The sequence below is a fragment of the Peribacillus butanolivorans genome, assembly GCF_001273755.1.
Taxonomy (GTDB): domain Bacteria; phylum Bacillota; class Bacilli; order Bacillales; family DSM-1321; genus Peribacillus; species Peribacillus butanolivorans.
In genome coordinates this window covers 1,708,806-1,735,069 of record NZ_LGYA01000001.1, presented here as the reverse complement: position 1 = coordinate 1,735,069, position 26,264 = coordinate 1,708,806, and the positions used below count along the sequence as shown (strand labels likewise).

Annotated in this window: 27 protein-coding genes and 2 pseudogenes; 7 read left to right on the top strand and 22 right to left on the bottom strand. The window is 36.4% G+C overall.

All coding sequences use genetic code 11. The annotated features are described in order from the left end of the window. Positions 1-20 precede the first annotated feature (20 nt). Positions 21-404: pseudogene (locus AKG34_RS26700) on the top strand (IS1595 family transposase); the annotation flags it as partial. Between the two features lie 104 nt (positions 405-508). On the opposite strand, the gene AKG34_RS08260 reads toward AKG34_RS26700, so the two are convergent. After that, a complete protein-coding gene (locus tag AKG34_RS08260; protein ID WP_053345638.1) occupies positions 509-1,033 on the bottom strand; it encodes a DUF6141 family protein in 525 nt (174 codons plus the stop codon). 206 nt (positions 1,034-1,239) lie between these two features. On the opposite strand from AKG34_RS08260, the gene AKG34_RS29250 reads away from it, so the two are divergent. Both AKG34_RS29250 and AKG34_RS08255 read left to right on the top strand, forming a co-directional pair. Further along, positions 1,240-1,362, top strand: coding sequence for a hypothetical protein (locus tag AKG34_RS29250; RefSeq protein ID WP_269083724.1), 123 nt, complete (start codon positions 1,240-1,242; stop codon positions 1,360-1,362). 571 nt (positions 1,363-1,933) lie between these two features. Beyond that, positions 1,934-2,137, top strand: a complete 204-nt coding sequence (locus AKG34_RS08255) for a hypothetical protein (RefSeq protein WP_053345637.1) — start codon at positions 1,934-1,936, stop codon at positions 2,135-2,137. Between the two features lie 685 nt (positions 2,138-2,822). Here AKG34_RS08255 and AKG34_RS08250 read toward each other — a convergent pair. The 12 genes from AKG34_RS08250 to AKG34_RS08195 all read right to left on the bottom strand — a co-directional run bounded on the left by AKG34_RS08250 (position 2,823) and on the right by AKG34_RS08195 (position 10,227). Continuing rightward, the gene (locus AKG34_RS08250; protein WP_053345636.1) at positions 2,823-3,602 is read right to left on the bottom strand and encodes a sulfite exporter TauE/SafE family protein; all 780 of its coding nucleotides are present in this window, start codon (positions 3,600-3,602) and stop codon (positions 2,823-2,825) included. Between the two features lie 51 nt (positions 3,603-3,653). Further along, entirely contained in the window at positions 3,654-3,881 is a 228-nt protein-coding gene (locus tag AKG34_RS08245; protein WP_053345635.1) for a sulfurtransferase TusA family protein, read from the bottom strand. Between the two features lie 46 nt (positions 3,882-3,927). Further along, entirely contained in the window at positions 3,928-5,055 is a 1,128-nt protein-coding gene (locus AKG34_RS08240; RefSeq protein ID WP_053345634.1) for an MBL fold metallo-hydrolase, read from the bottom strand. A 48-nt stretch (positions 5,056-5,103) separates the two neighbouring features. Beyond that, positions 5,104-5,499: a DsrE/DsrF/DrsH-like family protein gene (locus tag AKG34_RS08235; RefSeq protein WP_053345633.1), complete on the bottom strand. Its 396-nt coding sequence runs from the start codon at positions 5,497-5,499 to the stop codon at positions 5,104-5,106. A 30-nt stretch (positions 5,500-5,529) separates the two neighbouring features. Further along, positions 5,530-6,102: a sulfurtransferase TusA family protein gene (locus tag AKG34_RS08230; RefSeq protein ID WP_053345632.1), complete on the bottom strand. Its 573-nt coding sequence runs from the start codon at positions 6,100-6,102 to the stop codon at positions 5,530-5,532. Between the two features lie 54 nt (positions 6,103-6,156). After that, positions 6,157-6,453, bottom strand: coding sequence for a rhodanese-like domain-containing protein (locus AKG34_RS08225; protein WP_053345631.1), 297 nt, complete (start codon positions 6,451-6,453; stop codon positions 6,157-6,159). Between the two features lie 16 nt (positions 6,454-6,469). After that, a complete protein-coding gene (locus AKG34_RS08220; protein WP_053345630.1) occupies positions 6,470-6,838 on the bottom strand; it encodes a rhodanese-like domain-containing protein in 369 nt (122 codons plus the stop codon). Between the two features lie 54 nt (positions 6,839-6,892). Further along, positions 6,893-7,372, bottom strand: coding sequence for a DsrE/DsrF/DrsH-like family protein (locus AKG34_RS08215; protein ID WP_053345629.1), 480 nt, complete (start codon positions 7,370-7,372; stop codon positions 6,893-6,895). A gap of 310 nt (positions 7,373-7,682) precedes the next feature. After that, positions 7,683-7,988: a monooxygenase gene (locus tag AKG34_RS08210; protein ID WP_053345628.1), complete on the bottom strand. Its 306-nt coding sequence runs from the start codon at positions 7,986-7,988 to the stop codon at positions 7,683-7,685. A 138-nt stretch (positions 7,989-8,126) separates the two neighbouring features. After that, the gene (locus tag AKG34_RS08205) at positions 8,127-8,387 is read right to left on the bottom strand and encodes a metal-sensitive transcriptional regulator (protein ID WP_053345627.1); all 261 of its coding nucleotides are present in this window, start codon (positions 8,385-8,387) and stop codon (positions 8,127-8,129) included. 15 nt (positions 8,388-8,402) lie between these two features. Next, positions 8,403-8,750: a sulfurtransferase gene (locus AKG34_RS08200; RefSeq protein ID WP_252433389.1), complete on the bottom strand. Its 348-nt coding sequence runs from the start codon at positions 8,748-8,750 to the stop codon at positions 8,403-8,405. 991 nt (positions 8,751-9,741) lie between these two features. Next, positions 9,742-10,227 carry a peptidoglycan-binding domain-containing protein gene (locus tag AKG34_RS08195; RefSeq protein ID WP_053345625.1) on the bottom strand — a complete coding sequence of 162 codons (486 nt, stop codon included), beginning with the start codon at positions 10,225-10,227 and terminating at the stop codon, positions 9,742-9,744. Positions 10,228-10,583: 356 nt separating this feature from the next. Here AKG34_RS08195 and AKG34_RS08190 point away from each other — a divergent pair, with 356 nt between their 5' ends. Next, entirely contained in the window at positions 10,584-11,177 is a 594-nt protein-coding gene (locus tag AKG34_RS08190; RefSeq protein WP_053345624.1) for a hypothetical protein, read from the top strand. Between the two features lie 1,204 nt (positions 11,178-12,381). Here AKG34_RS08190 and AKG34_RS08185 read toward each other — a convergent pair. The 6 genes from AKG34_RS08185 to AKG34_RS08160 form a co-directional block, all read right to left on the bottom strand. Beyond that, on the bottom strand, positions 12,382-13,161 hold the full coding sequence (locus AKG34_RS08185; RefSeq protein WP_053345623.1) for a hypothetical protein: 780 nt from the start codon (positions 13,159-13,161) through the stop codon (positions 12,382-12,384). Positions 13,162-13,301: 140 nt separating this feature from the next. Then, entirely contained in the window at positions 13,302-14,069 is a 768-nt protein-coding gene (locus tag AKG34_RS08180) for a LysM peptidoglycan-binding and 3D domain-containing protein (protein ID WP_053345622.1), read from the bottom strand. 383 nt (positions 14,070-14,452) lie between these two features. Beyond that, positions 14,453-14,701: a biotin/lipoyl attachment domain-containing protein gene (locus tag AKG34_RS08175; protein ID WP_053345621.1), complete on the bottom strand. Its 249-nt coding sequence runs from the start codon at positions 14,699-14,701 to the stop codon at positions 14,453-14,455. A 17-nt stretch (positions 14,702-14,718) separates the two neighbouring features. Beyond that, entirely contained in the window at positions 14,719-15,009 is a 291-nt protein-coding gene (locus AKG34_RS08170; protein WP_053345620.1) for an SAV0927 family protein, read from the bottom strand. A gap of 35 nt (positions 15,010-15,044) precedes the next feature. After that, complete coding sequence (locus tag AKG34_RS08165; RefSeq protein WP_053345619.1) at positions 15,045-16,322, bottom strand: Glu/Leu/Phe/Val family dehydrogenase; 1,278 nt, start codon at positions 16,320-16,322, stop codon at positions 15,045-15,047. 237 nt (positions 16,323-16,559) lie between these two features. Continuing rightward, complete coding sequence (locus AKG34_RS08160; RefSeq protein ID WP_053345618.1) at positions 16,560-17,906, bottom strand: APC family permease; 1,347 nt, start codon at positions 17,904-17,906, stop codon at positions 16,560-16,562. Between the two features lie 388 nt (positions 17,907-18,294). On the opposite strand from AKG34_RS08160, the gene speB reads away from it, so the two are divergent. From speB to AKG34_RS28680, 3 genes are all read left to right on the top strand, one after another. Beyond that, on the top strand, positions 18,295-19,260 hold the full coding sequence (speB, locus tag AKG34_RS08155; protein ID WP_053345617.1) for an agmatinase: 966 nt from the start codon (positions 18,295-18,297) through the stop codon (positions 19,258-19,260). A gap of 385 nt (positions 19,261-19,645) precedes the next feature. Next, positions 19,646-19,999 carry a GNAT family N-acetyltransferase gene (locus AKG34_RS08150; RefSeq protein ID WP_082612881.1) on the top strand — a complete coding sequence of 118 codons (354 nt, stop codon included), beginning with the start codon at positions 19,646-19,648 and terminating at the stop codon, positions 19,997-19,999. A gap of 548 nt (positions 20,000-20,547) precedes the next feature. After that, the gene (locus AKG34_RS28680; RefSeq protein WP_236694889.1) at positions 20,548-21,612 is read left to right on the top strand and encodes a midas domain-containing protein; all 1,065 of its coding nucleotides are present in this window, start codon (positions 20,548-20,550) and stop codon (positions 21,610-21,612) included. Between the two features lie 189 nt (positions 21,613-21,801). On the opposite strand, the pseudogene AKG34_RS08140 reads toward AKG34_RS28680, so the two are convergent. The 3 genes and pseudogenes from AKG34_RS08140 to AKG34_RS08130 all read right to left on the bottom strand — a co-directional run bounded on the left by AKG34_RS08140 (position 21,802) and on the right by AKG34_RS08130 (position 26,254). After that, positions 21,802-23,159: pseudogene (locus AKG34_RS08140) on the bottom strand (IS1182 family transposase). Between the two features lie 863 nt (positions 23,160-24,022). Beyond that, on the bottom strand, positions 24,023-25,435 hold the full coding sequence (locus AKG34_RS08135) for a glycoside hydrolase family 18 protein (RefSeq protein ID WP_053348040.1): 1,413 nt from the start codon (positions 25,433-25,435) through the stop codon (positions 24,023-24,025). Positions 25,436-25,993: 558 nt separating this feature from the next. Then, the gene (locus AKG34_RS08130; protein ID WP_053348039.1) at positions 25,994-26,254 is read right to left on the bottom strand and encodes a hypothetical protein; all 261 of its coding nucleotides are present in this window, start codon (positions 26,252-26,254) and stop codon (positions 25,994-25,996) included. Between the last annotated feature and the right edge of the window lie 10 nt (positions 26,255-26,264).

The following is a 26,264-nucleotide window of genomic DNA, read 5'->3' as shown; positions in this document are numbered from 1 at the left end:
ATCATCTTCTCCAATAGGGCTCCCCAATCTCAGGAACACGGTATCTGGGAAAATGGGCGAAATACTTTCAATTGATGGTCGAGGGATATTCCTTGCCAAAAATCGCAAAACGTCTAAAAATCCACCTATCCACCACCTTTTATTGGCGGCACAAAATCCTGTATTCCCTTCGGTCTATGGGGTTTCAAACGTTAAAAGGGATTGTCGAAAGTGATGAGACCTTAAAGATCTGGATGGATAGGTTTCAAGGAGTAGCCACCAAGTATTTGGACAATTACCTCTATTGGTTCAGCTCTCTTCAGCATAGTAAGAAGATGGCGGAAAAGGAGCAGATAAATCAGATGTTGCTTAATGCCTGCCAAAATTCAAATCGTATTACGGAGAATTTTTTGCGTGAGGTATAAAAAACAGCCATTCCATTGAGAAACGGCTGTATTCGTTCAATAAAAGTCTCCTTTTGTTTAAGAAGAAAAATTGAAAATTTGATAATTGGTAAATATCACAAAGATTATTTAGTATTATCTATGAAAGATAAATCTAATGCCTTTTTGAGCTCATCAGAATTTTTTGAGCCTATTATAACAATGTCTCCTGAAGCTAACCTTAATTCGACACCCTCGCTTCCTGCAATATTATATAGGCGTTCTCCATTTAGATTAATACGAATCCCCCAACCTCCAAACCGTTTTAGCGAACTAAGAGAAACACTTTTATAATCCCAAATACTTTGATAACGAAAGTCTCGGTATCCAAAATGGAAGGGGACAAATTTTATATACAGCCCATCTCCACGTACTTCAGTTATCATCTTAACTTGGAACGCTAACAAGGGTATTATCAAACCGAACAAAACCCAAGCTATTACCAACCCAATATCCGACATCGGTTTGTCTCCGAATTGAATTCCGTAAATAACCTGTTGGATAAACCCCCACCAAAAAAAGCCTGAAACCAAAATTATCACTATGATATATAATAATTGTCTTGGTCGTTGAACTTCTCGATATAAAACAGAATCATTGTCTTTACTAATTTCTATCCACTCCTTTCTTAACCTAATATCCTTTCTTCTTAAACAAATCTGCTCTTTAGTTGAATAGGCTCCTGTAAATGCACTACCATAAAAAGTAAATAAAACCTTATTTTATCGAGAAAGCAACAATCCTTACGAAAAGAGCCTTTTAAAAAAATCAAATTCAGATTGGGATAGATAAAAATATGCAGATGGTTTAGAGGAGGATGTTTAATAAACATGTTTTAAAGGCTGTATTCTATAAAATTGCTGATTTTGAACGGACAAGACATAAGAAAAGGACCATGCAAGGCTCCTTTCTACTTGGTAAAAAATTATTTATCGGTTAAAGAGCTAACAGCTAATACCTCGTTGTTCGAGCACCTAGGTAATTTAATAATGGCTTATGACCGGTTTCCTTTGTCACCGGTATCCCGAATAATTTGTTTTATTTCTTCTTTTTTCATTATTTTCAACACCTCATTTAAATCTTATATTAATTATATTTTCTTCAAATCTTCAATAGAATAAAAAAGTTAAAAACCAAATCAACAAAAAAACATCTGTAAAACTCAACATTTTCGCAGCCTTTTCTTATTTTAAGAATTTTCTTGTTGAGAAGTAGGGGGCGCGGAATAGCGAGTCAACACCCCTATATATATTCTCTTTCCCTCGCTTAATGAAGCATTATCAGATAGTATAGTCGCCACAGTCATAATAGATTGACCCTTTTATTTTGATGCAATCAGGATACCAAAATTGACTCTGTATTATTTAAAAACAAACAATAACTTTAACATAGCCAATTGTTAAGTAAATGGTGTCGATTTATTTTTCGACATTTTCTTTTCTTAAAAGGAAGGAATCAATACTTAGATAAGCGAATATAGGTATTTAAGTTTATTAGATGGGGTGATTCAAGTGAGTATTAAAATGGCAGAACACAGACTTGTCAAAGGAATAGCGATTTCAATCATCTCTACCCGCTTAGAAAAAAGCTTGGATGAAATAGAAAGCTTATTTGGTGTTATACTCGATACAGAACCGGCAGATGTATTGGCAGCAAAAGCTAAACAGTTAGCCACTGCTACAACGGTAGAACAATGCATTGATATTTTTATATAGAAGATGGAACCCATAAAAGGCATAACAAAAAAGGCGCTCATCATTATTGTGAGCACCTTTTTTGCCTAAAATTTTCGGTTCAAAAAAAATGAACATGAAAACGATTATTTCACTTCCATAATACCAGATGGTGAGCACTTTTACGTCAAGATGTTGATAAGTATATTCACGGGGAATTATCTTTTTTCTTGCAGGCACCACATTTTGGAAGCAAAAAAGTTAAACATCAGCGGAAGCAAAAAGTTCAACCAATTTCTGAATAAAAATTTCCAGTTCTCTTTGCATTGACTCATATGATTATCGATACAATTCGAAGACAAGTTGGGCTGATTTTACACTTTCTACACTAACAATTAATTTTAATAAGACTAACACCGAATCGGTGATGGTCTTATTTTTAACCACAATCTTTAGCTGAATAAGCAAAAAGCTTTATCCAAAGTTCCTTGAAATATTAATTATTACAAATCATTGTCCTGTAATACATTTAAATGCTTCTCTATCCGCCACCAATACGCCATCACTTGAGTAAATAATACAAAATGAACTATATTTTTATAAACAAAAAAAGACCCAAACCCCTGTGATATCAAGGATTTGAGCCTTTGGTAGTTGATGACCTGAGAGGGATTCGAACTCAGGACCCCGACCCTATCAAGTTAAGGGTCCAATATCCCCAAAAATCTTATGACAAAATCCCCATCCAAATTTTCATAGCCGTTGCCAAAATTAATAAAGCTAAGATGACTTGAAGTATTTTTGTATTCATTTTTTTACCAGAGATCGCTCCTAGTGGAGACGCTATTAAGCTAGCTATAACCATGATTAAGGCAGGATAGAAGTCAACTTGCCCTGTTGAGATTTTCCCTACCGTTGCGCCAATCGATGAAATGAATGTAATCGCTAAGGAAGAGGCGATTGTTACCCTAGTTGGGATTTTCAAGACGACTAGCATAATAGGAACTAATAAGAATCCACCGGCTGCACCGACAATCCCTGAACCCAAACCGACAATTAAGGCTAAAATTGCAGCAAGCCATTTGTTAAAGGTTACTTGATCCAAAGGAACGTCATCTATTCCTTTTTTAGGAATAAACATCATGACAGCTGCTATTAGAGCAAGTAGGCCATACACGATATTTATCCCGTCTTCAGACATGGATTGCGAACCAAAACTCCCAATGACACTACCAATTAGTACACTAACACCCATATAGATAATGAGCGTCTTATTTAAATAGCCACCTTTACGATAAGCCCAGACACCACCTATGGATGCAAATAATACTTGTACTGCACTTATTCCTGAGACTTCATGAGCACTAAAAGCCGCTAAACCGAAAAGTGGTGGTATATACAAAAGCATTGGGTATTTAATGATGGATCCGCCTATACCTAGCATTCCTGAAATGTAGGAACCTATAAATCCTATCAAAAAGATGGTTATGATAAAAGTAATATCCATTTTTATTGCCTCCTTGAAAAGAAGGGAACCAATAGGGTTCCCTTATCATTATCAGCCTTTTCTAATCCAAAATTTTAGAACTTCATTTTCTTCTGCAGTTTCTACTAGCTCATGACCACCAGATTTTGACCAAGCAGCTAAATCTGCTTTAGCGCCTTTATCTGTCACATGTATTTCTAACACTTGACCAGATTGTAAATCATTCATAGCCTTCTTTGTTCTAACGATCGGCATCGGACAAGCAAGTCCCTTAGCATCTAACATTTTATCTGAATTCATCATACATCTCTCCTGTTTTCGTAGTATTTATAATCTTTTTTTAAGTTTAACGAACCGCACAACGATTTGGTCCAATTTCCATTTCGCGCTGTTTTTCCTCATCAGGGGTGATTTTCCCCATATTCGTTTCACGGATTTCTTGATATGCGTTTGGCTGTGGAGGTAAGTTTCCTGTAACCAACTCTCTGAATTCTGTTTCGTCAGCAATGTTCAAACCATGATTTTCTACAAATAACTCTCCTAATTTCTTCGCAACACTGCCGTCTTCATTTAATTCTTCAATGATCATAAAGTGAGATGGCAGTACGATCAACTCGTCTGACAATTCTCTATAGCGAGTATAAAGTGTTTCTCTCAAGTCTCCTACCCAATCCTCAGCTAATCCGGCTAAGTCCGGTCTACCAATGGAATCGATGAATAGAATATCTCCTGAAAGCAAGTATTTTTCATCGACTACAAATGAAGTGGAACCAATCGTGTGGCCCGGGGAGTATAGAGCATGAATATTGATAGCTGTGTGACCGATCGTAACCACTTTACCGCCTTCTAATGGCTGATATTCAAAAGTTACTTCTGTTGCATCTTTTGGTGGTAGCCAGTAAGTTGCATTTGCACTTTCTGCTATTTTTCTTCCACCTGAAATATGGTCAGCATGTAAGTGCGTATCAAATACATGAGTGATCTTCGCTCCAATACTATCGGCAAAATCAACGTAGATATCAGTCATTCTTGTAGAATCAATAACGGCTGCTTCACCATTAGAAATGATCATGTAAGATAAACAACCTTTACCGAGACGTACAAATTGGTAGATTTCTCCGCCATTATTCAAATCCCCAATTTTCACTGGTTCTAAGTGTTCACTCCATGCTTTCATTCCGCCTTTCAAATAAGAAACATCCAGCCCTGCTTCAGATAGCATTTCAGCAATCATAATAGATGAGCCTTCTTTTGCACAGACAACTAAAATTTCTTTATTTGCTGGAATTTTATCGATGATTTCTTCAACGCCATCCAGTAAATCAAAATAAGGAATATTAAGGAATTCAAAGTTCTCTCCTTCAATTTTCCAATCGTTAAAATCACTTTCATTTCGAACATCCAAAATAAATAATTCAGCTTTATTGATTACTTTCTTTGAAACCTCTTTGGCTGTCATTTCATTTAACGTCATAAAATATACCCCCTATAGTATTTAGTGTTTCAAAATTTTTTACCTGACTTAAAAGGTTAAAGTTACATCCGCATCTTTCGCGAATTCTAAAAATGTAACAGCTCCACCGACTTCGATGCCATCAACGAAAGCTTCTTTATCCAAGCCCATAACATCCATGGTCATTTGACATCCAATAAACTTGACGTCCATTTCTTGTGCCATAGAAAGTAACTCAGGAATAGAAGGTGCATTAGCCCTCGCAAATCCTTCTGCAAAATGTTCCTTACCTTCTGGCATCGGTAGTTGTTGATTCGCTACTTTATGGATTAAATTTAAGCCTTCGAATGTAAAGAAAATAGCTACTTCTTGATCCGTTGCTGCTGCTGCTGTTGCAATGTTAAATACTTTATATGCGTCAAATAAACCACCGTTACTAGCTATTATCGCTACTTTTTTAGACATGATATGCCCCTCCATTTTTAGGATTATATGTTATTCGTTCACTGATTTTTTTGTAGGACCATTCCATTGGCTCATGCCCGGTTCAACATTAACCACTTGTTTAAATCCTGCAGCTGTTAGTTTTTGTGCAGCCAGGTCACTTCGGCTACCGGTTCGGCATATGACAAAAATCTCAGACTCTTTATCCAGTTCACTAAAACGTTCTTCTAATTCACCCATTGGAAGGGATTTAGCAGATGGAATATGATTAAACGCATATTCTGCCGATTCACGTACATCAAGTACTATCGTTTTTTGATTTTCTTCTATTTTTTGTAGAAGTTCTTCATTTGAAATGACTTTTTCATGCTTTTTTTCTTCATGCTCTTCACCACTTGCTTTCCGAAGATAATGTTTAAGAACGGTTCCTTCTTCAACTGTACCCAAATATTGATGACCTGTACTTTCTGCCCAAGCTTTCATATCGGCAGTTGACCCTTTATCCGTCGCTTGGACTTCTAGCACTTCTCCTGCTTCCAGGCCGTTCATTACTTTTTTCGTTCTTACTATCGGCATTGGACATGCTAATCCTTTTGCATCTAATACGGAATTTGTTTTAATCATGTTTTTTTCCTCCTTTTTTGCTAATACAGATGGGGGTATTTATGAATTTAAAAATTATTCTATTGGACCGTTCCATTCAAGCATACCGCCTGTCATATTTAGCACTTTATATCCATGATTTTCAAGTAGTTTTGCTGCCATTGAACTTCTGCCTCCTGAACGGCAAACCATGATATATTCTTTTGATTTATCCAAATCTTGCATTCGAAATTCCACGAGGCCCAATGGGATATGCATAGCATTGGGTATTTTCCCAGCCTTTACTTCATCTACTTCCCGAACATCTATAATATTAATTGTCGAGTTTCCCTTTAATAATGCATTCACTTCATTTGGTGAGATTTCTTTCATGATTAAATACCTCCTTTTAATTGTGCCAAGCACTCATGCCGCCTTTTACGTTGGTAACTTCTTTAAATCCAAGTTTTTTTAATGACTTACTTGCTTTACTGCTTCTCATCCCACTTTGGCAGATGACAAAGACTTCTTCATCTTTTGAAAGTTCTTGTGCTCTTTTATGAAGTTCGAATAAGGGAATATTCTTAAACTCCTTAATATGATTGCCCCTATACTCATTAGGTGTACGGACATCAATAAATTGCTTACTTCCTTTGTTACTTAATTGAGCTTTTAACTCACTCGTATTAATATTCTTAATTCCCTTTGCCGGGACAAAGCGCTGAAATAAAAACCAAGCAATTGCCCAAATTATTATGACATTAAATGCTGTTTCCATTTTAATGTCCTCCCCTCCTTACCATGAAATTTACCCTATTTCACATTTTATTGCTTAAATGAATAAGTTTACATTACCTTCTTCTGCGTCTGCTAGATAAGCTGCCACACCCGCGTATTCTATTCCATCTAATAATTCCTCTTGTTGCAAGCCCAATAAATCCATTGTCATCGTACAAGCTATTAATTTGACCTCTTGTTCTTGAGCCAACTCAATTAAATGAGGCAGTGACATGGCGTTATGTTTTTTCATTACATGTTTAATCATTTTAGGGCCCATTCCAGCAAAGTTCATGTTGGATAACCCCATCTTATCAGAACCTCGAGGCATTATTTTTGCAAACATTTTTTCAAGGAAGCCTTTTTTTAATGTCGATGGCTCATCTTTTCGTAAAGCATTTAATCCCCAGAAAGTATGGAAGATGGTTACTTCATGATCATAAGCCGCTGCACCATTTGCGATAATATAGGCCGCCATGGCCTTATCATAATCACCACTAAATAAAATAATCGTTGTTTTTTTCTTTTCAGTCAATTTGTTTTCCCCCTTGATTCCTAATTACCCGTATGGGTATATTTTTCATTAAAAAAATATTCTTTTATATGGATACTTTGGTAGTTTAGTTTCAAATACCCCGAAGGGTATATGTTATAGTAAAAAGTTTATTTCGTCAACCCTCTTCTTTTGAAATGTTATAAAAGGAACCTGATACACCAGGTTTTTTTGAGAGATCCCTGGAACAGTAAGTAACAATACAGAAGGATAGGTTCCTTAACCACATCCTCCTGTATGTTTTAAACCATACATATAGGTAAACTATCTTGATTAGATTAACAGACACCTCTTATTTAAACGGACCATGATTGATTTGTGTTAATCCTTCATTCACTTCGAATATTTTCCCGTTAACTGTCTCAATACCAAATCCTTTTAATCGAGCAGTGTGCATAGTTAAGTATTTTTGAGCTGATTCTTTTGACTCAAACAGATAAATACCACCAGCCTCCTTTGCCTCGCTATCTTCAGTCCAAATTTTCCAAATCAACCCTTCTTCATCATTGATGCTTTTTGCTAATTCAGTAAATTGTTCAACCATGTCATTACCAAATGGTCCATCCATTTTAAAATCCACTTGTAAGATATAAGCCATTTTTAACACTCCCTTTTAAATAACTAATAAATTCGTTTTGTTTAGATTTTGTGTTAATCGAGGTACAAAGACACTACCTAGTACATTTTCCGGAATATCACCTAAATTTACCGTTGCTGACAGCTTACTTTACTTCTTTTATCTGCTTTTTATCAATAAATTTACAGCTTCTTTTACAAGATGTTCAGTGCCTTCACCTTTCTCTATGTTTTCCCGAACACATTGTTCTAGATTTGCACTTACAATAACGCCCATAGTCCTATCAATTGCATTTCGTGCAGCAGACAACTGTGTGACGATATCTCTACAGTCTTTTCCCTGCTCCATCATTCCTAGAACTCCTTTAATTTGACCTTCAATTCGCTTTAACCGATTGATGACGCTTTTATCGTATTCCATATTCTACCCACCCATCTATTTACAAACACAATCACTTATCTCATAACTGGTTACCTTAATTCCTTTTCCAATTAAGAAGCGCAGCCCCAAGTTCACTTCTAATTTATCGGAAGCAATTACATGAATGTTTTCATGTGGGATTTCTTTATTAAAACGTTTCAAATATGCATAAGGGATATTCAAAGCATCTCTATTGATATCATCCTGTTTTTGATTATAAGCCCTTATATCTAATAAAATAGCGCTATGATCTTTACTATTATTCTTTTCGCAAGGAACGTTTTTAACAGGAACATAACGTTTATACAAACTCGGGACCAAAATCACGACAGTTACTAGAAGCAAATAAAAAATCAAATCCACCACCTGTGTTTCAATTTATAACCTCATATTATACCTATGGGGGTATGTTGTCAAGCTAGTTAAATTTACTTCTAAAATGATTGTCTGCGATGTCGATATATCAGTTACTTAATATTTTTCTATATTTGTGAGTTATACGGAAGGATATTCATACTGGAAACGAATAATATTAGTTCCTACAGACCCTTCCCCTTATACTTTCTTCTATCATTTTGCTCATTCTTTTTTGAACCTCCTGATACTCATACTTACTCCTCTCGAGACAACTTATCAAACGTTTAGAAACTTATTCTTGTCCCCAAATTTTATTCGCACATGGGCAACTGTTTTATCAGGATATGTAAATTTCTGAAGAATCTACAAAAATGATAACATCCCTTAATGCATGTGGACCTCTCCTTAAAAACGTTTATTCAAAGCCATACTATTTTTTTTGACAAGTTTTTCTCCTATTTACAAGGGAATCTAAGCAGGAAACCACTTGAGACGCTAGCGATTGATGCCATATACCTATCGAAACTCGAGATCAAGCTCCCTAAAAGAAAAAAGAATCTGAACTAAAACGCTTACCTAATAAATCTCATTAATATTAGATTATAACAGTCAGGTTATACTAGAATGGTGGTGCTCAGTGATGTTCACTCCCCGAATGAGCATTATTTTCATTTACCTCAATTTTCAACTCTGTTGAGGTATAATCCTCGGAGTGGTTAAGCATGGGAGACCTCGCTTTATAAAGATTTTACTCATTGAGTTTTTGATTCACAAACGCAGAAAACACATATTTCTAAATGAATAAAGCCGATGATTCCTACGTAGGAATCATCGGCTTTTTACAATTAACCTGAAACTAATAATAAGGAGGAAATTTAATAGAACTATCCCCTCTCCTTCTTTGATACTGGATCGCTTACGCTTAGTAAACCATTTATGCAAGGCTGCCCCATCGTTTTATCTTCATTTAACTTTAAAGGGCCTTCTTCCTGGGTTTTTAATTCGCATACAATCGATATTGGTCACTTAATGTATCTCCATTACCGTAAATATAGGCTTTTGAGCCGGATGTATAGGAAGAATCGTCGTACTTCCATTTGATTCTGAGACCCATGTTCCCGCCTGCTCCATATGTGTTCTCGCCATTCTTTTTAATATATTGTGAAAAACTGGCCCATGTCTTGGGGCCAACCACACCATCCACATTGAGATGGTTTTCTTTTTGATATTTCTTTACACCCGCTTCGGTTTTCGGCCCAAAAATCCCATCAACGTCAACCACTGCTGAATCAGTATAAAAACCCATTACATTGAGGATATACTGCATATTTCTGACTTCCACCCCAAGAGAGTCCTTCCGCAAAATCGAGTTTTTATCCCAGCTTTGCGGGTGGTGAAATCCTCCAGCAGATGCTGAAGCGGTGGAAAATGATACACCCAGGGCTATTGCTAATACTACCAAACCAGTAAGTAATTTCTTCATAGCTCCATCTCCCTCTTTTTTTGTTTATTCAATCCACCTTACTAATTCCCCTTAGATTTTATATTCCCCTTCCGACAAATGTCCTGTTTATTTTGAAACCGCTACACAAACATAGTCACCAGAAGGACCACAGAATAGGATAAGTTGTACGAACAATAGAGACAACCCTTAAAGCTTTAAAAGAAGATCCTAGCTATAAAACATATCCCACTTTGGGATTCCTTTACTATCCGTTCACGACTCATTTTCCTTAGTTTCACGTACACCGTTCATTTACAGGAGAGGTTAAATAAAATGGAGGTAATTCACACAAGTATGGAGAATATGTAAATAATAGTCATAATGGAGTGTGAAATATGAAAATAAAAGAGCTGTTAGATGAGCTATCCGTAACTGGAAATACAATAGCAAAAATCGCACAGGACAAGGTTGGCATTGGAGAGAAACGATTAAAGAATGCGTTACACAATGCAGGATATGAATACAGGAACAAAAATCCGAAAGGCTGGTTTTATGCAAAAGAAGGGAAAGAACCCCTTTATCAGTCAGTGTTTGAGTTCATTGAATCAAAAAATAGTTTACCTATTGTTAAACAAAGTTCACCCGACCTGAATGACACTTTACCAAGAAGTTCACAACCTATTACACTCGATGTGAAGAGTGTAAGAAATGAAGGTGAAAAATATATTCACACCGTTTTCACACCTGAAGAAGTTACGATATTAAAGGAACTGATAAAGGCATATGTTCTTGATGATCAGCAAGATAGTCAAAGAGATGATCTTTATCAAAGGGTAGTCACTTTAGAAAAAGGCAACAAAGTAAGAAAAACGATTGTCATTAACGAAGAAGTTGGGACTTTGCTTGATAGGTTCGCAGATCAACAGAAGTTTAATAAATCCGACATAATAGAACTTGCCATATTAGATTTAATTAACAAATACAAATAACTACTCAATAATATCTATTTTATGGCTCCTAGCAAGCTATATACAGCCCTATCATGTAACTGCTTAAACATGCTTTTCTTTGTGTGATTACTATTTAGGGTTCAGATCATAAATGGCGGCTTTCCTTCCTCATCATTGTTAATGTATTCGTTAATTGTTTGATTTTCTATATCTCTAGTAGTCAAAGGTTTCAGACAGACTGACTTGAATATCAAACAAATTCAATTTTAGAGTTGATTTTTTCTAATTCTTGAAGTTAACTACCAAATATTAGCTAATTGTACTTACCCTAGCATGTCCATATTTCTTGGCGTATCCCACTTTTACACTTTATTTATGACCCTAATTTATGACACCACACAATACCTTACCATTACTACACTATCAAAACGGGTGGCCTATACTTTTATGTTTTAGGTAAGGTTAGTTCAAAAAAAGAGACTGACTATAAAAAGCCAGTCTAATGTGACGTCAGGTGCTTCCTCACGTCTTATATATATTATGCAAATGTTTGGACAAGCGTTACTCTATCTATTTATTTATGACTAGTTCATTTTGTTCTTGGTCAAAAACCTCATCCAATATGCTTATATAGTATGTGGAGATAACAACAAAACATTTCTTATATACGTCTATCACTTGGTAGGTAGATATTGACAAGGCTTTGTTAAATGTTATTAAAATAATTCATTAAATAGCAAGGTCCCTCTACTATGTTTACTAGGTCACCAATGCTGATATATTATGTTCATTTTTACATAATCAATGGGAATTCACAGAAAAAAACTACTTTATGGTAAAGAAAGTAGTTAAAGGGAGATGGTCTAATGAATAAAAATAGACTATTTAAACATCTTTGAATGCTTCTTTCAATAGAGATTCCTAAAGATACTAAAATAAGATTGAAGAATTGGTTAAAGAAATAGAAAGTGAAGGAAAAATCAATTTAAGAGGATGTATTCAAAAAGAGTGCTCGGTTTATTTACATGGAATGATTAAGTATGCACCCGAGTAATCGGGTGTTTTTTTATTACGGATCTCGGACTTCTTTTAACCGCCACCTGTTTCATAAAGAACTAAAAAGTAACAGATTTATTGTCATCCAACAGCATGGAAATTCAAATTCTGATTAACTTTCACTTCGTTCTTTTCTTTTCCTTATTCAACATTTATGTTAGGAAATTAAACACTACTACACTACTCATCATTTGCCTTTGATAAATTTTCTGAAATTATCGTAATCAGTCTTAATGTAATGAAATACCTTTGCGTTGCCGGCATGATCTGGATGAGTTAATTTTAATAACCCTTTATATTCTGCTATCACGTCTTTATTACTCGCCATTTTTGCAAGTCCTAATTTTTCACTATAATCATTTGATTGATTATTGGAGTCTAAATTGTAATTGTCTCTTTTGTTTTCTTTTACTTTTATCAATTCATTACGTAATTCAATATTTTCTTTTAATAAATCCTTTGTTTCATTTTGTAATTTACTTTTCTCATTTTTTAGTAGTACAACTTCCTTTTTAAACATATCTCTTTGCTGGATTAATATTTTTTTTGAAGTCTCATGAAGTTCTTCAATTCCTTCTAAATGCTTATCTTGTGCTTGTATTTTTAATTTTAATCGGTGAATGATCTCGTCCTTATTTTGATCAATACGATCATTTATAGACACCTTTGAGACTGTATCATTAATTATATATCCAGTTTCCCTATTCCCGTTTCCCTCGTATTTAATCTTACCTTCACGCAGCCACCGGCTAACAGTTTGAATACTAATACTTTCTGTTATTCCTGCATCTTTTAACAGGTCAAATGCTTGATCTGTGTCATCAATTATGTATCCAGTTTTTCTATTCTTGTTTCCCCCCTCGTATTTAATTTTACCTTCACGCATCCAACGTCTAACAGTTTGAATGCTAATACTTTCTGTTACTCCTGCATCCTTTAACAGGTCAAATGCTTGATCTGTGTTCACGATGTTCCCCCTTTCACTTAATTACGCATGTAATGTTATTTATTGAGTGATATTAGCCTATTAGAAAAAATGAGTCGTTTTTTGTACCTCGCCGCAACGAAGAAAAAGATATTTTCTAAACAATCAATTATATGAATGAGTTAATTCAAGACTTGTATTTTCACGTTTTTAACGCCCCAATTTAAAGCATCCTGCTCATTAGGAATAAAGATATCTACTCTATTTCCTTTTATAGCACTGCCGGTATCCTCTGCCGTTGCGTAGCCATAGCCTTCCACATACACTTTTGATCCAAGTGGGATGACAGATGGGTCAACAGCTACTACTTTTGCATCCGGATTTGCTTTTAAGTCGATTCCAGTAGCTGTAGTGCCGCTACAACCTTGACAATCAGCAGTATATGCAGTTGCTCTTACGGTAATCTCTTTTTCTATATCTGACTGATTCGTAGCTTGACTTTTTGATGTTGTTTTTTCTTTTTCAGATTTATTAGCTGGCGCTGCTTGTTCAGAATTCTGTTCAGGCAATACGCTTGCTGACTCATCTTTGTTTGTCCCAGGTTTAATAACTAGTTCCTGTTTCGGATGGATTGTATCTGAATTTAAACCGTTCCAAGATTTAAGGTCATTTACTGATACATGATATTTGTCTGCAATTTCCCATAGTGTGTCCCCGGACTTGACCTTATAATGCTTTTCTTGAGAAATATGTAATGTTTCTCCTGAATAAATCGTGTCTGAAGACAAATGGTTCCAACCCTTAATATCTTCTATTGATACTTTATACGTTTGAGATATCCCCCATAATGTGTCTCCATCTTTCACATTGACATCTTCTGCTTGTACCGGAATAGTGAATGCACCGGATATTGCAGCCGCTGCCGCTAACGATAAGATTGATTTTTTCATATGTTGTTACCTCCTTGTAAGCTAGTAAGTTAGCTAATTTTTTCAATAATAGCATAGTTATTTGCTATACAAAGAACAAACAGATAAAGAATCGATGACAGATATCACAGAAGGATAACGAAAAGATATCAAACTTTAAAATAACACTAGAATAATTAATCCTATATGTCCGTCGTATCAAATTACGACTCCACTGGGCGGAGTTTGGTTGTTTTACTGGTCCGCACATCCAGATAGAATATCTTCCAGAAAGAAAGTACTTCAAGAAATTGCAAACATATGTCCAACCCCATTATTGCTTCATATGTAATTTCACACTGCCCTTATCCAGAAAGCAGATAAAAAAAAGAAGATGATTCAGTTCATCTTCTTTTATCTATATATTAATCGCTACCGGTCACGAATAAATCTTCTTTAAAATAGGCGAGGACCATGCCAGCTTCCACTTGTTCCCCCTCCAGTACCTCCAATGATTCTACCTCACCGCTGACACCAATATGGATGATTTCCTCACGTCCTTCTGCCGTCTTAATATGGAACAGTGGTTCCCATTCGTAGAATCCGGAATTTTTGGTTATTAAAACTTTTTCAACTTTACCATGACAAGGACTAAGAATCACATCAACGTACATCTATATCACTCCTTCCTTCAATATTGTTCAAAATGAAATTGGGATTGTAAGACTGACTTGAGAAAGTATTGAAATTCAGAAATATCTTCTTGTTCAATGCCAAGCTTCGGAGCCCAGTACTGATCTAAATGAATATCATCGGCACACAGTAGGATCATTCTCCCGCTTTGAAGGGAGGTGACCATTGCTTTACCTAAAAACTGAGCCGAGTAGGCAATAGTCACATCATATCTATAATTTTTTGACAATAAGCAATAATGATGAATAGCCTGGTTTTCTTTATTTTCGGAAATAATATCAAAATTCAACTGATTGCCTCCTTTCTTGTAAATCCCTAATTAGTTTAGAACCTGACCCACCCTCGGAGCCGGGATGCTTCTGCTATTTTACGAATCCCTTCTATATAAGCAGCAATTTTCATGTTCACGGAAAATTTTTGAGAAGTATGATAGACATTCAAAAAGCTGGCTGTTATCTTTTCTTTTAAACGTTTATCTACAAGTTCTTCTGTCCAGTAATAACCTTGATTGTTTTGGCACCATTCAAAATATGAAACAATCACTCCTCCTGAATTCGCCAAAATATCCGGGACTAGTAATATACCTTTTTCATCGAGAATTTTGATTGTTTCCTTTGTTGTCGGTCCATTTGCTGCTTCAATTAGGATTTTACATTGCAGTCGTTCGACATTATCTTTATTTATCACTCCGCTAATAGCTGCGGGAATTAGCACATCACACTCTTTTTCCAATAATTCTTGATTGGATAATGAATCTTTAAATAAGTTCGTAACGACTCCATACGAATCCCTGTTTTCCAAAAGGAAAGGAATGTCTAAGCCGTTTGGGTCATATAATCCGCCAAGCTCATCCGATATCCCGACAACCTTAGCTCCCAATTCATGCAAATACATTGCCAAATAACTGCCAACATTCCCGAATCCCTGAATAATTACCCGCATACCCTGAATAGGCATTTTCTTTAAATCACTTACCATTTGAAGAGTATATAATACTCCCTTGGAAGTAGCTGTTTCTCTGCCCTTCGATCCTCCTAATGACAATGGCTTACCCGTAATAAAGCCGGGTGAATCAAACTCCCTGATATGATCATATTCATCTAGCATCCAGGCCATTATTTGAGAATTTGTATACATATCCGGTGCAGGAATGTCCTTGGTCGGCCCAACTATTTGACTGACTGCCCTGACATACCCTCTGCTTAATCGTTCTAGCTCAGACAAACTCATCTGTCTGGGATCACAGACAATGCCACCCTTTGCTCCTCCATATGGAAGATCTGTTATTCCGCATTTCAAACTCATCCAACCCGCCAAAGCCTTAACTTCTTCAGGAGTGACATCCGGATGAAACCGAATCCCTCCTTTCGTTGGACCGGTTGCATCATTATGTTGAGCCCGATATCCTTGAAACATCCTTGTCTCACCGTTATCCATTTGGATTGGAATACAGACTTCTAAAAAGCGCATTGGTGTTTTTAAAAAATCAAAAACCTGATCTGGGTAGTCCAAAACATCAATTGCTTCTTTTAAGATATCCTGGAATTCTTGCAGAGAATTATCCTTTTCGCGTTTTTTAATCCCCTCAGTTTTAACTGCCATTTTAGCACCTCATTTTTTATTCTTATAAATGTATAAAGCAATTTCCGTGCCAGCTTTACCAATGTTGCTGGTTGGCAGTATATCGCCACTTTCCTACATGGTTTCACACTTCATTCATCCAGACCATATGTATACATTCATAAGCAATTCAAATTTGCATAATGTTAAAATATGATGATGAAATAAACAAATAGAAAAAAACGCATCCTTTTTAAAATGCGTTTTTCCTTTCAAACTCTATAACTGAATTTCTTCAACTTGATATTGAGGTGGAGCTGTTCGAAATGCCTTCGTGATAAATATTAGATAACAAAAACCAATTATAAACCAGCCTAACCCCATTATTAGTGAGCTAGTCTCTAGATTGATCCAGAGTATAGCAATTGATATAGCTCCGATTAAAGGCATAATTAAGTAATTGAAACATCCCTTTATAGTTCGATGCTTCTTCTCTCTGAAGACAAAATGGCTGATCACTGACAGATTTACAAAAGTAAATGCCATTAATGCACCAAAGTTAATCAGTGATGCGGCAGTCACTAAATCAAAAAACAAAGCCGACAATGAAATGACTCCAACTATGACAACATTAATAGCTGGTGTTTTCCACTTAGGGTGGATAAATCCAAACCATTTTTCCGGAAACACTTTATCCCGGCCCATAACATATAAAAGACGTGAGACACTGGCATGTGAAGCTAGTCCTGATGCTAGCGTGTTGACGAAAGTTGCACAAAGAAAAATGGATTGGAACAGCTTCCCACCTACATAAAGGGCGATTTCCGGTAAAGCAGCATCTGGTTCCTTAAAACGGGACATGTCCGGGAAAAAGAGCTGAATAAAGAATGAAGAGGTGATGAAAATAATTCCACCCCAAAGGGCTGTTAAAAAGATCGCTTTCGGAATCGTTTTTTTCGGATCTGGTGTTTCTTCTGAAAGTGTTGTTACTGCATCAAACCCCAAAAAGGAAAAACAAAGAATGGTTGCTCCAGTTATTATTGCCGTATTGTCCATTCCTCCATTTATGAAAGGCTGAATTGTAAATACTTCGCTTGTACCTTCTCCATTATGCAAGCCTTTGACAACAAGAATAATGAACACCACCATGATGACAATCTGAATTAAAACAAAAAGGGTATTAAAGTTAGCAAGTACGTTAACACTCCGGAGATTGAGAATGGTGACAATCCCTACAAACAATACTACCCATATCCATGTTGGAACTTCTGGAAATAATGCTGTGAGATAGATTTTGGTCAACAATGCATTTACCATAGGCAAAAATAGATAATCTAACAACGAAGACCAACCTACCAGGAATCCTAAATGTCGGTTAATTGCCTTTTGCGTATAAGTATAGGCAGAACCAGCTGTCGGGAAAACTTTTACAAGTTTCCCATAGCTTGCGGCTGTAAAAAGCATACCCACCAATGCAACGATATACGCTGTTGGGACGTGCCCCCCCGTAATTCCAGATACAATACCAAATGTATCAAATACGACCATAGGCGTCATATAAGCTAACCCCATCATAACAATTTGCCATAATTTTAGAGTTCTTTTCAGTTTAGCACCATTTTCCACCTATCATTCCTCCTTGTAATCGCTTTCATTTATTAGGATTAACACATCTTTAATAGATTTAAAGACCTCCCCATTTTTCAAATTTTCAAAAATATCTAAATGCAAATTCTGTGCCAAATGTTTACTGTTCACTTAAATACATGAATTTCGTAATAATAAGCTTTTAAATTATGCAATATTAGACAGCGTAATGAATTTTATTCACAAGAATGAAGTAGTACATCGCCTTCCGATAAGCGATTCAATTTTTCATAGATTATGCGCTCCTTCATAACTCCTGCAAATAATATCTAGTTAGAACATATAGATATCACTTAATAGGGACTTGGCATGATAATTGCATTGTTTCTCTACAATGAAAGAAATAAGAAAATGGAGGAATACAAAAATGAAATATCCGTTATCTCCTGACGTAAAACCAGAGTTTTGTACGACCGGATCATTTATGCGCTTACCTGCCTCAAGAGAAAATGCCAAATTGGCAGTATTAGGTATACCTTTTGATACAGCTGCTTCATTCAGGGTAGGAGCACGGTTTGCCCCACAGGCAATCCGCCAGGCATCTATGACCTTGTTTCCTTACCATCCGATACACAAGGTGTACCCATTTGACGATTGTAATGCCATTGATATTGGGGATATTTCAGTGATTCCCCATAATATACACCGAAGCTATGAGCTAATTGAAAGTTCAATGACAGACTTAATGAAAGAAGGAATCATTCCAATAGGTATTGGCGGGGATCATTCAGTAACATTGGCAAACCTGCGAGCTGCCGCAAAAGTACATGGACCTGTTGCAATGCTCCATTTTGATTCACATACTGATACCTGGGATACCTATTATGAAGAGAAATATTGGCATGGTTCCCCTTTTATCCGTGCATATGAGGAAGGTTTGCTCCAAACGGATAAAGTTTTCCAAATTGGAATTAGAGGGACGCTCAATCATCCAGGAGATATAGATTCCAGCACGGATCTAGGATACAACGTGATAACTACGCCTGAACTGAAGGAAAGAGGCATCAAGGATGTTTTGAAGGAAGTCAAGAAGACCATTGGGGATACACCATGTTTCTTGAGTTTTGATATAGATTTTGTGGATCCATCCTGTGCCCCTGGTACAGGCACCCTAGAGGTCGGCGGTCTAAACAGCTTTGAAACCCTAGAGATGATTCGTTCTCTGCAGGGATTTAACTTTATTGGATTCGACCTAGTGGAAGTCCTCCCCCCTTATGATCCAACACAAATCACATCACTATTGGCAGCGACTATCATTCATGACTTTGCTAGTTTAGTAGCCTTAAAGATAAAAGAAGAAGAACTAGAAAAATCAACCCAAAATCATTCATAATATTTTATTGGAAGAAAATTAGGAATGCAACGGAATCAAGCGATTAGTCTTAAAGAATTGAGCACAGATTAGCATAAGATCTAAGAAGCGATCATCTAATAAAAATTTCACCTGTGAAATTAACAGAAAGAAGCAGGAACCTTAACTGTGTTCCGCTTCTTTTTTTATCAGATCTAGCGAGAAGACCCCATCTTCAAACCGAACCAATTCGTGAGCGAGTGTAGGTTAAGTGGGTGATGAATCTCTAGATTGATAAAGATTCCACTGAAGTAGAAGCATTTTTAACTAACAAAAATTTTGGACAGGTTTATATGTCAGAAAATCAATCCGTATCTATTTATGGAAGGCGAAGCAATAAAAATTAAAAAAGATAGGAGAAATTAATATGAAAATACCAGTGGAAAATATTGTAGAGTTAACTGTAGAACATCAATTCTTACAGGCTTATCCGATAATAAATCAGTTACATACTGATTTGACTTTAGAGGAATATCTAGAATTATTAAATGATATGCGTAAGGAGGGTCAACAGTTATTTGCTTTATATCATGATACAAGCATCGTAGCTTTAGCAGGTATTAGCTGGCATGAAGATTTGTATAATGAACGCTATGTGTTTGTACAAGATTTGGTTACTGATGTAAATCATCGCCCTAGTGGCCTTGGATATAGGCTGCTCAGTTATATACATAATTGGGCAAAAGAACAGGGTGCTGAATATATTTCGTTGGAATCTTGATTTCAACGTCTTGATACCCATCAATAAATCAAAAAAATTCGGCTAAACTTCATTTTGTTTTCGCTTCAAGTACAATTTTCAAGAGAGGGCTTATACCTATAAGGTATAGCCTTTTTTTGTACCTAAAATTACCTCATATCCTACCTATGTTCTTTTGAAGTTTTGAATAAGGGTTAGCTTTTAATGAATTTTTATAGTTTTTTAAAAAATGAAGTTTACTCAAACGTTTTGATTTTGATGAAAAGTTGATTTATCCATGTTTTTCATGAATTTCTTATCAAACTTAGTTTCACTTTATAACAAAAATTACATGTAGATGTATTGGAAAAGAGCCTTAGTTGAAGTATCGCCATAGTATTAATAAAAATTCCATTTACACTAAATAATTATTCTCACGACTACCTTTTTGACGAGTTTCTTCTGTTTTTTACAACCTCTTCATCAGCCTATCTGTGATTGAAGATAATTTGATACAGTGTTTGAATAAAAAAAATTAGAAAGGAAAAAGTAATATTGAAAGTAAAAAGCCAATAGAGAGGACGATAAAAATGAATCAAAAGTGGTTAAAACTATTATCAGTTGTTTTTCTTTCTGCCATGATGTTAATGGGTTGTAATACTACAAATAAGGATAACAATCCAGCTCCTCCTAATACAGAGGAACCAGTTGAAGATCCTAAAGATGCAACTGACCCAGATAATATCGATGAAAATGATGGGGGCACTAATAAAGAAGATCCGATTGAAGACCCTAAAGATGCAACTGACCCAGATAATATCGATGAAAATGATGGGGGCACTAATAAAGAAGATCCGATTGAAGACCCTAAAGATGCAACTGACCCAGATAATATCGATGAAAATGATGGGGGCACTAATAAAGAAGATCCGATTGAAGACCCTAAAGATGCAACTGACCCAGATAATATCGATGAAAATGATGGGGGCACTAATAAAGAAGATCCGATTGAAGACCCTAAAGATGCAACTGACCCAGATAATATCGATGAAAATGATGGGGGCACTAATAAAGAAGATCCGATTGAAGACCCTAAAGATGCAACTGACCCAGATAATATCGATGAAAATGATGGGGGCACTAATAAAGAAGATCCGATTGAAGACCCTAAAGATGCAACTGACCCAGATAATATCGATGAAAATGATGGGGGCACTAATAAAGAAGATCCGATTGAAGACCCTAAAGATGCAACTGACCCAGATAATATCGATGAAAATGATGGGGGCACTAATAAAGAAGATCCGATTGAAGACCCTAAAGATGCAACTGACCCAGATAATATCGATGAAAATGATGGGGGCACTAATAAAGAAGATCCGATTGAAGACCCTAAAGATGCAACTGACCCAGATAATATCGATGAAAATGATGGGGGCACTAATAAAGAAGATCCGATTGAAGACCCTAAAGATGCAACTGACCCAGATAATATCGATGAAAATGATGGGGGCACTAATAAAGAAGATCCGATTGAAGACCCTAAAGATGCAACTGACCCAGATAATATCGATGAAAATGATGGGGGCACTAATACAGAAGATCCGATTGAAGACCCTAAAGATGCAACTGACCCAGATAATAAAGATGAGTAATAATTTAAATAAGTAAACAGCAATAAGTATTAATACCGTTTGTTTTCAATAATGTAAAAACGCTGACTATAGTCAGCGTCAGTTTGTAGACAAAAGGGGTTCGGAATTATAAAATTCCGAACCCCTTTTGAAATTCCTTTTGAATTTTGGTCCAAGGTTAAGATATTGGGGCTCTACGAGCCCACTCTGTTAAGCCATTTTTGGACCTTGCCATGTCCAATTGGCCATCTTCTTTAAATTAATGGCAGCGAAAGTAAGCATCGCTTGCATCGACAATTTTTTAAGTCCCCTTAAAGTAGTCCAACGCATACCATGCTTTTCTTTTACATCTGCGAATCACGCTCAATCGTTTCTTTACGTTTCGCATATATAGGTTTTACATCTTGATGAGTACGCAGATGATCTGCTTCTTCCACATATGCTTGCCAGATATGCCGTGTCACCACTTTTTGGTGGTCTTTGCTTTCTGTACACCGTGATAAAGATGAGCATGTCGCACAAGTGTGTTTGGGTGATTTGTACTCGCGATAGCCCTCTTTATTTGTTGTTGAGTACTTTAAAATCTCGCCCGATGGGCAGAGATAACAATCAAAATGTTCATCGTAAACATAGTCATGCTTGCGAAAGAACCCTTCTTTTGTTCGTGGACGTGTATAGGGTAAAGCTGGTGTGATTTCTTTCCTAAAAAGGTAGCTTGTAATGGCTGGTGTTTTGTAAGCTGCATCTGCGGCAACAGCTTCAGGTTTTCCAACTTTCTCAATTACTCGTTCAACAAGAGGCTCTAAGATATGACTATCATGCGTATTTCCCGGTGTTACAATCGTCCCCAGCACAAAACCGTTGCGGTCTGCAGCCGCATGAAATGAATAGGCAAACTGTTTTGTTCGTTCATCTTTTACATAGTAGCCACTCTCAGGGTCAGTTGTACTTTCTTTAATCTCTTTGGTTTCTTCTTTATCAAATTTATCCGGTGGAAAAGGCTTCTTTCCATTATTTTCACGATCTTGATTTATTTCTTCTTGAAGGCGTCCTTGATATGCTCGTGTTTCCTTACGAACGATTTTCTTTTCGAATTTTCGCTTATTCGCACTGGCTTTCACATGTGTTGAATCAACGAATACGTGCTCTGCACTTATTAACTTTCTTTCTGAAGCTGTCATTAAGATACGATAAAAAATCTGTTCAAACAGGTCTGTATCTTTAAAGCGACGCTCATAATTTTTCCCGAACGTTGAGAAGTGAGGTACTTTATCATGGAAACCGTAACCTAAAAACCAACGGTAAGCCATATTCGTTTCAACTTCTTCAATCGTTTTACGCATCGAACGAATACCGAAGGTATATTGAATGAATGTCAATTTAACTAAAATAACTGGATCAATACTTGGGCGCCCTATCTCTGAATACATATCTTTCACCAAGTCATAAATGAAAGTGAAGTCAATGGCCGCCTCAATTTTACGAACCAAATGGTTCGCTGGCACCAGTTGATCCAAAGTAATCATTTCAAGTTGATCTCGCTGAATAGAATTATGTTTCGAAAGCATCGTCATCACCTCAAGTTTTAATACTCCTATTTTAAAACAAAAAAGACTGTAGGCAAAAGCGGTTAAATCTAATTGTTAAAACAAAGTTGATTGGAACGGAAGGTGCGAGACTCCTGCGGGAAAAGCGTCCAAGGGAGACCCCACAGGCGCAAAGGCGCCGAGGAGGCTCGGACCGCCCGCGGAAAGCGAGTGCCTGGAGTGGAAATCAACGTTCGAATTTTTAAAACCCTTAAAAAAACTGTAGACAAACTCGATTTCCATCGAGTTTGTCTACAGTCTGACGCTGACTATAGTCAGCGTTTTTCAGTTTGACGTTTATTTAAATTTGTAGAAATAGCCTAAAGAGACATTGATATTCACCTTGCTATGTTTGAGCTTCAGTAATTTCTTATGCGGCTTGTTTAAAGCATTCTTCATATTGTAGCTGATTCCCAGCAAATTGTTGAATGGGTATTAATAAGTTCCGAGCATTTTGCTAACATTAAAAACATAATAGAGGATAAATTTTTGTTCTTAAACCTCTTTATATGTTAAAAATTAACCTTTTTTTAGCAAAAAGCATTCCTTGGCAGTCGTTAATTTTTCAAAGATTCGCCCCTTAAATAAGCTGTCTGTGTAATACCTTGAAATAGAGCATGGCAGCAACTTCCTTCAATGCATGGACATATGAAGTAACTTTTGCTTCTTCTCATCCACATTTTACAAAAAGGGCATTAAGATTTAATAGTTGTGATTATAAATGAGGATATAATGATTGTTTGATTCTTATTCTGCCAAAAACGCTCATTTTGTTGACCCCATGTCAGGCAAAAAGCAATGATGAACTTCTAGGGCGGGCAATTTCAGTGCTATTAAAAAACATCTTACAATTTTCGCACAATAAATGTATCTCCAAGTAATTCCCAATTCTGAGGAAAAGGATAACCAAGTACCCAATAACTGAGCCCCCTTGCCCTGTAACTCTTCACCAGGTCGAATTTGGCTTTAGCACTGCGTGCGTCCTCAAACCAAACTTCATGTGTGCGCCCCTGACTGTCTTTGTATCTATAATAAGGTGATTGGGTTGTCTCGTCATATTTTATTTCTACATTATATTGGGTGGCACGCCTGATGGCTTCCTGCATGTCGAAAGTCTCTGCTTCTTGACCCTCTATATGAGGAACAAGCCAGTCACGTGCATAAATTTGAAAGCCTATAAAGATTTTGTTTGTTGGAATCACTGTAACTGCATAGTCTAGGACCCGCTTGATTTGATTAATGGGAGAGATAGCCTGTGGCGGTCCCTTTCGGTAACCCCATTCATATGTCATCAGCACAACGAAATCGAGCAGCCGTCCGTGAACAGGATAATCATGTGCTTCAACTAATAATCCCTTTTGATTGGCACTAGTTTTTGGGGCAAGGGAGGAGGACACAAAGTAGCCTTCAGGACGCAATCGATCCACTGCTCTTTGGAGAAACCGATTGTAGAAATCACGGTCTTCAGACGCTACACTTTCAAAGTCGATATTCAATCCACGGTAACCTTTATTTTTCATCGTATTTATGACATTGGTCAATAATTTTTCCACTAAACTTAAATCAGAAAGTATCGTATGTGCAAGCCTTGTTCCCGCTTCAGTGGCGGAAAAATTCGTTATGCACATCATGGGTACAACTCCAGTTGACTGCGCCGCTTGTATAGTCGGGTTGTCATCAATGACTTCTAAACTCCCATCTTGCCTCATTCTATAACCAAACGGACTTACGTAGGTCAAATCGTAGGCTACTTCACGTACCTGTACCGCGCCTCTTTGCCCATAAACGTTTGTAAAACCATTCACATCAATCGTGGGTTTCGGTTTCTGAGGAATCTTTACTATCTGTCCGGGATAAATACTAATAGGGTCTGTAATTCGATTAGTCTGCATTATGGATTGAACTGTTGTTCCATAACGTCTTGCTATGTCATAAAGGGTATCTCGTTCCCTTACTGTATGAAAAATGACCGGAATGGTAAGTCTTTGTCCTGGATAGATATTAGAAGGATTTGTGATGCGATTTCTTTGCATGATTTCCTGTAAGGTTGTTCCAAACTGAGTCACGATTTTTTCGAGAGTATCCCCTGGTTGAACTCTGTACTGAAGATAAGGTTCAGGAATCAAAAGTGCTAGGCCAATCACTAACTTTTCGGGATTTTCAAGGCCATTGATCCTAACAATTCGGTTGGTGCTGACACCATATTGCTGGGAAATCTTCCACAAGGAATCCCCCTTATTCACCACATGGATTTTCAAATGCACTGCCCCGCTTTCCTTCATATATTTCATTCATTTTATTCCCTGTAAAGACCTTATATGCTTCATGGTGGTTTCGTTATTCCATAATGCTCAGTTTTTCGCTATTCTAGCTTATAATTATTACAACAAATTTCTGGTTATTTAACGTACATCCAAGAAACCGTGCTACATTTTTTATCCCAGTTCATTGCTCCTACAATTCAATCATTTTAACCACCTTTGTATATCTTTTACGAAATGGAGAACATTAACTTTGAAGGGCGAAACGCTCAGGGCTCCCAACACTTCATCTCCCTGACTCTCGTCCTTCATATTTTTTCTACATTCTATTGATGGGTTATATGAGGTATCCAATGGTTTCCATCAATTAAAAATACGAAAAAGCCCTTTTTTCATCTACTAAGGGCTTTTTTGTTCATAAAAGTGTACTTTTTCGAATGAGGCAAAATAATATATTCCAAATTTTACAAGCTAACGGTATCTATTACATTTATTACAAAAAGCAAACCTCATGTAGGGTTCAATAGCTATAGCTAGTGTTACTCATCCAAATGGTTACACTAAACTATATTTTTCATTGACATTTATAGGTCGATAGTCTTTTATCCTTAACCTTTTATCTGCATAGGCAAGATTTTTCAAACATTCTATTCGAACCTTTTCGTCACATACAAAGTCGTATAAAATTTCATTTTCTAATATTGAATATATTAATGAGATTTCATCTTCTTTAGTCCATTTTCCCATTCGACTAATTTCTAAGTGTCTTAGCATTTCTTGTTCAAAGTATTCTTCCGTACCGAACAAAACAGTCATTATAATTACT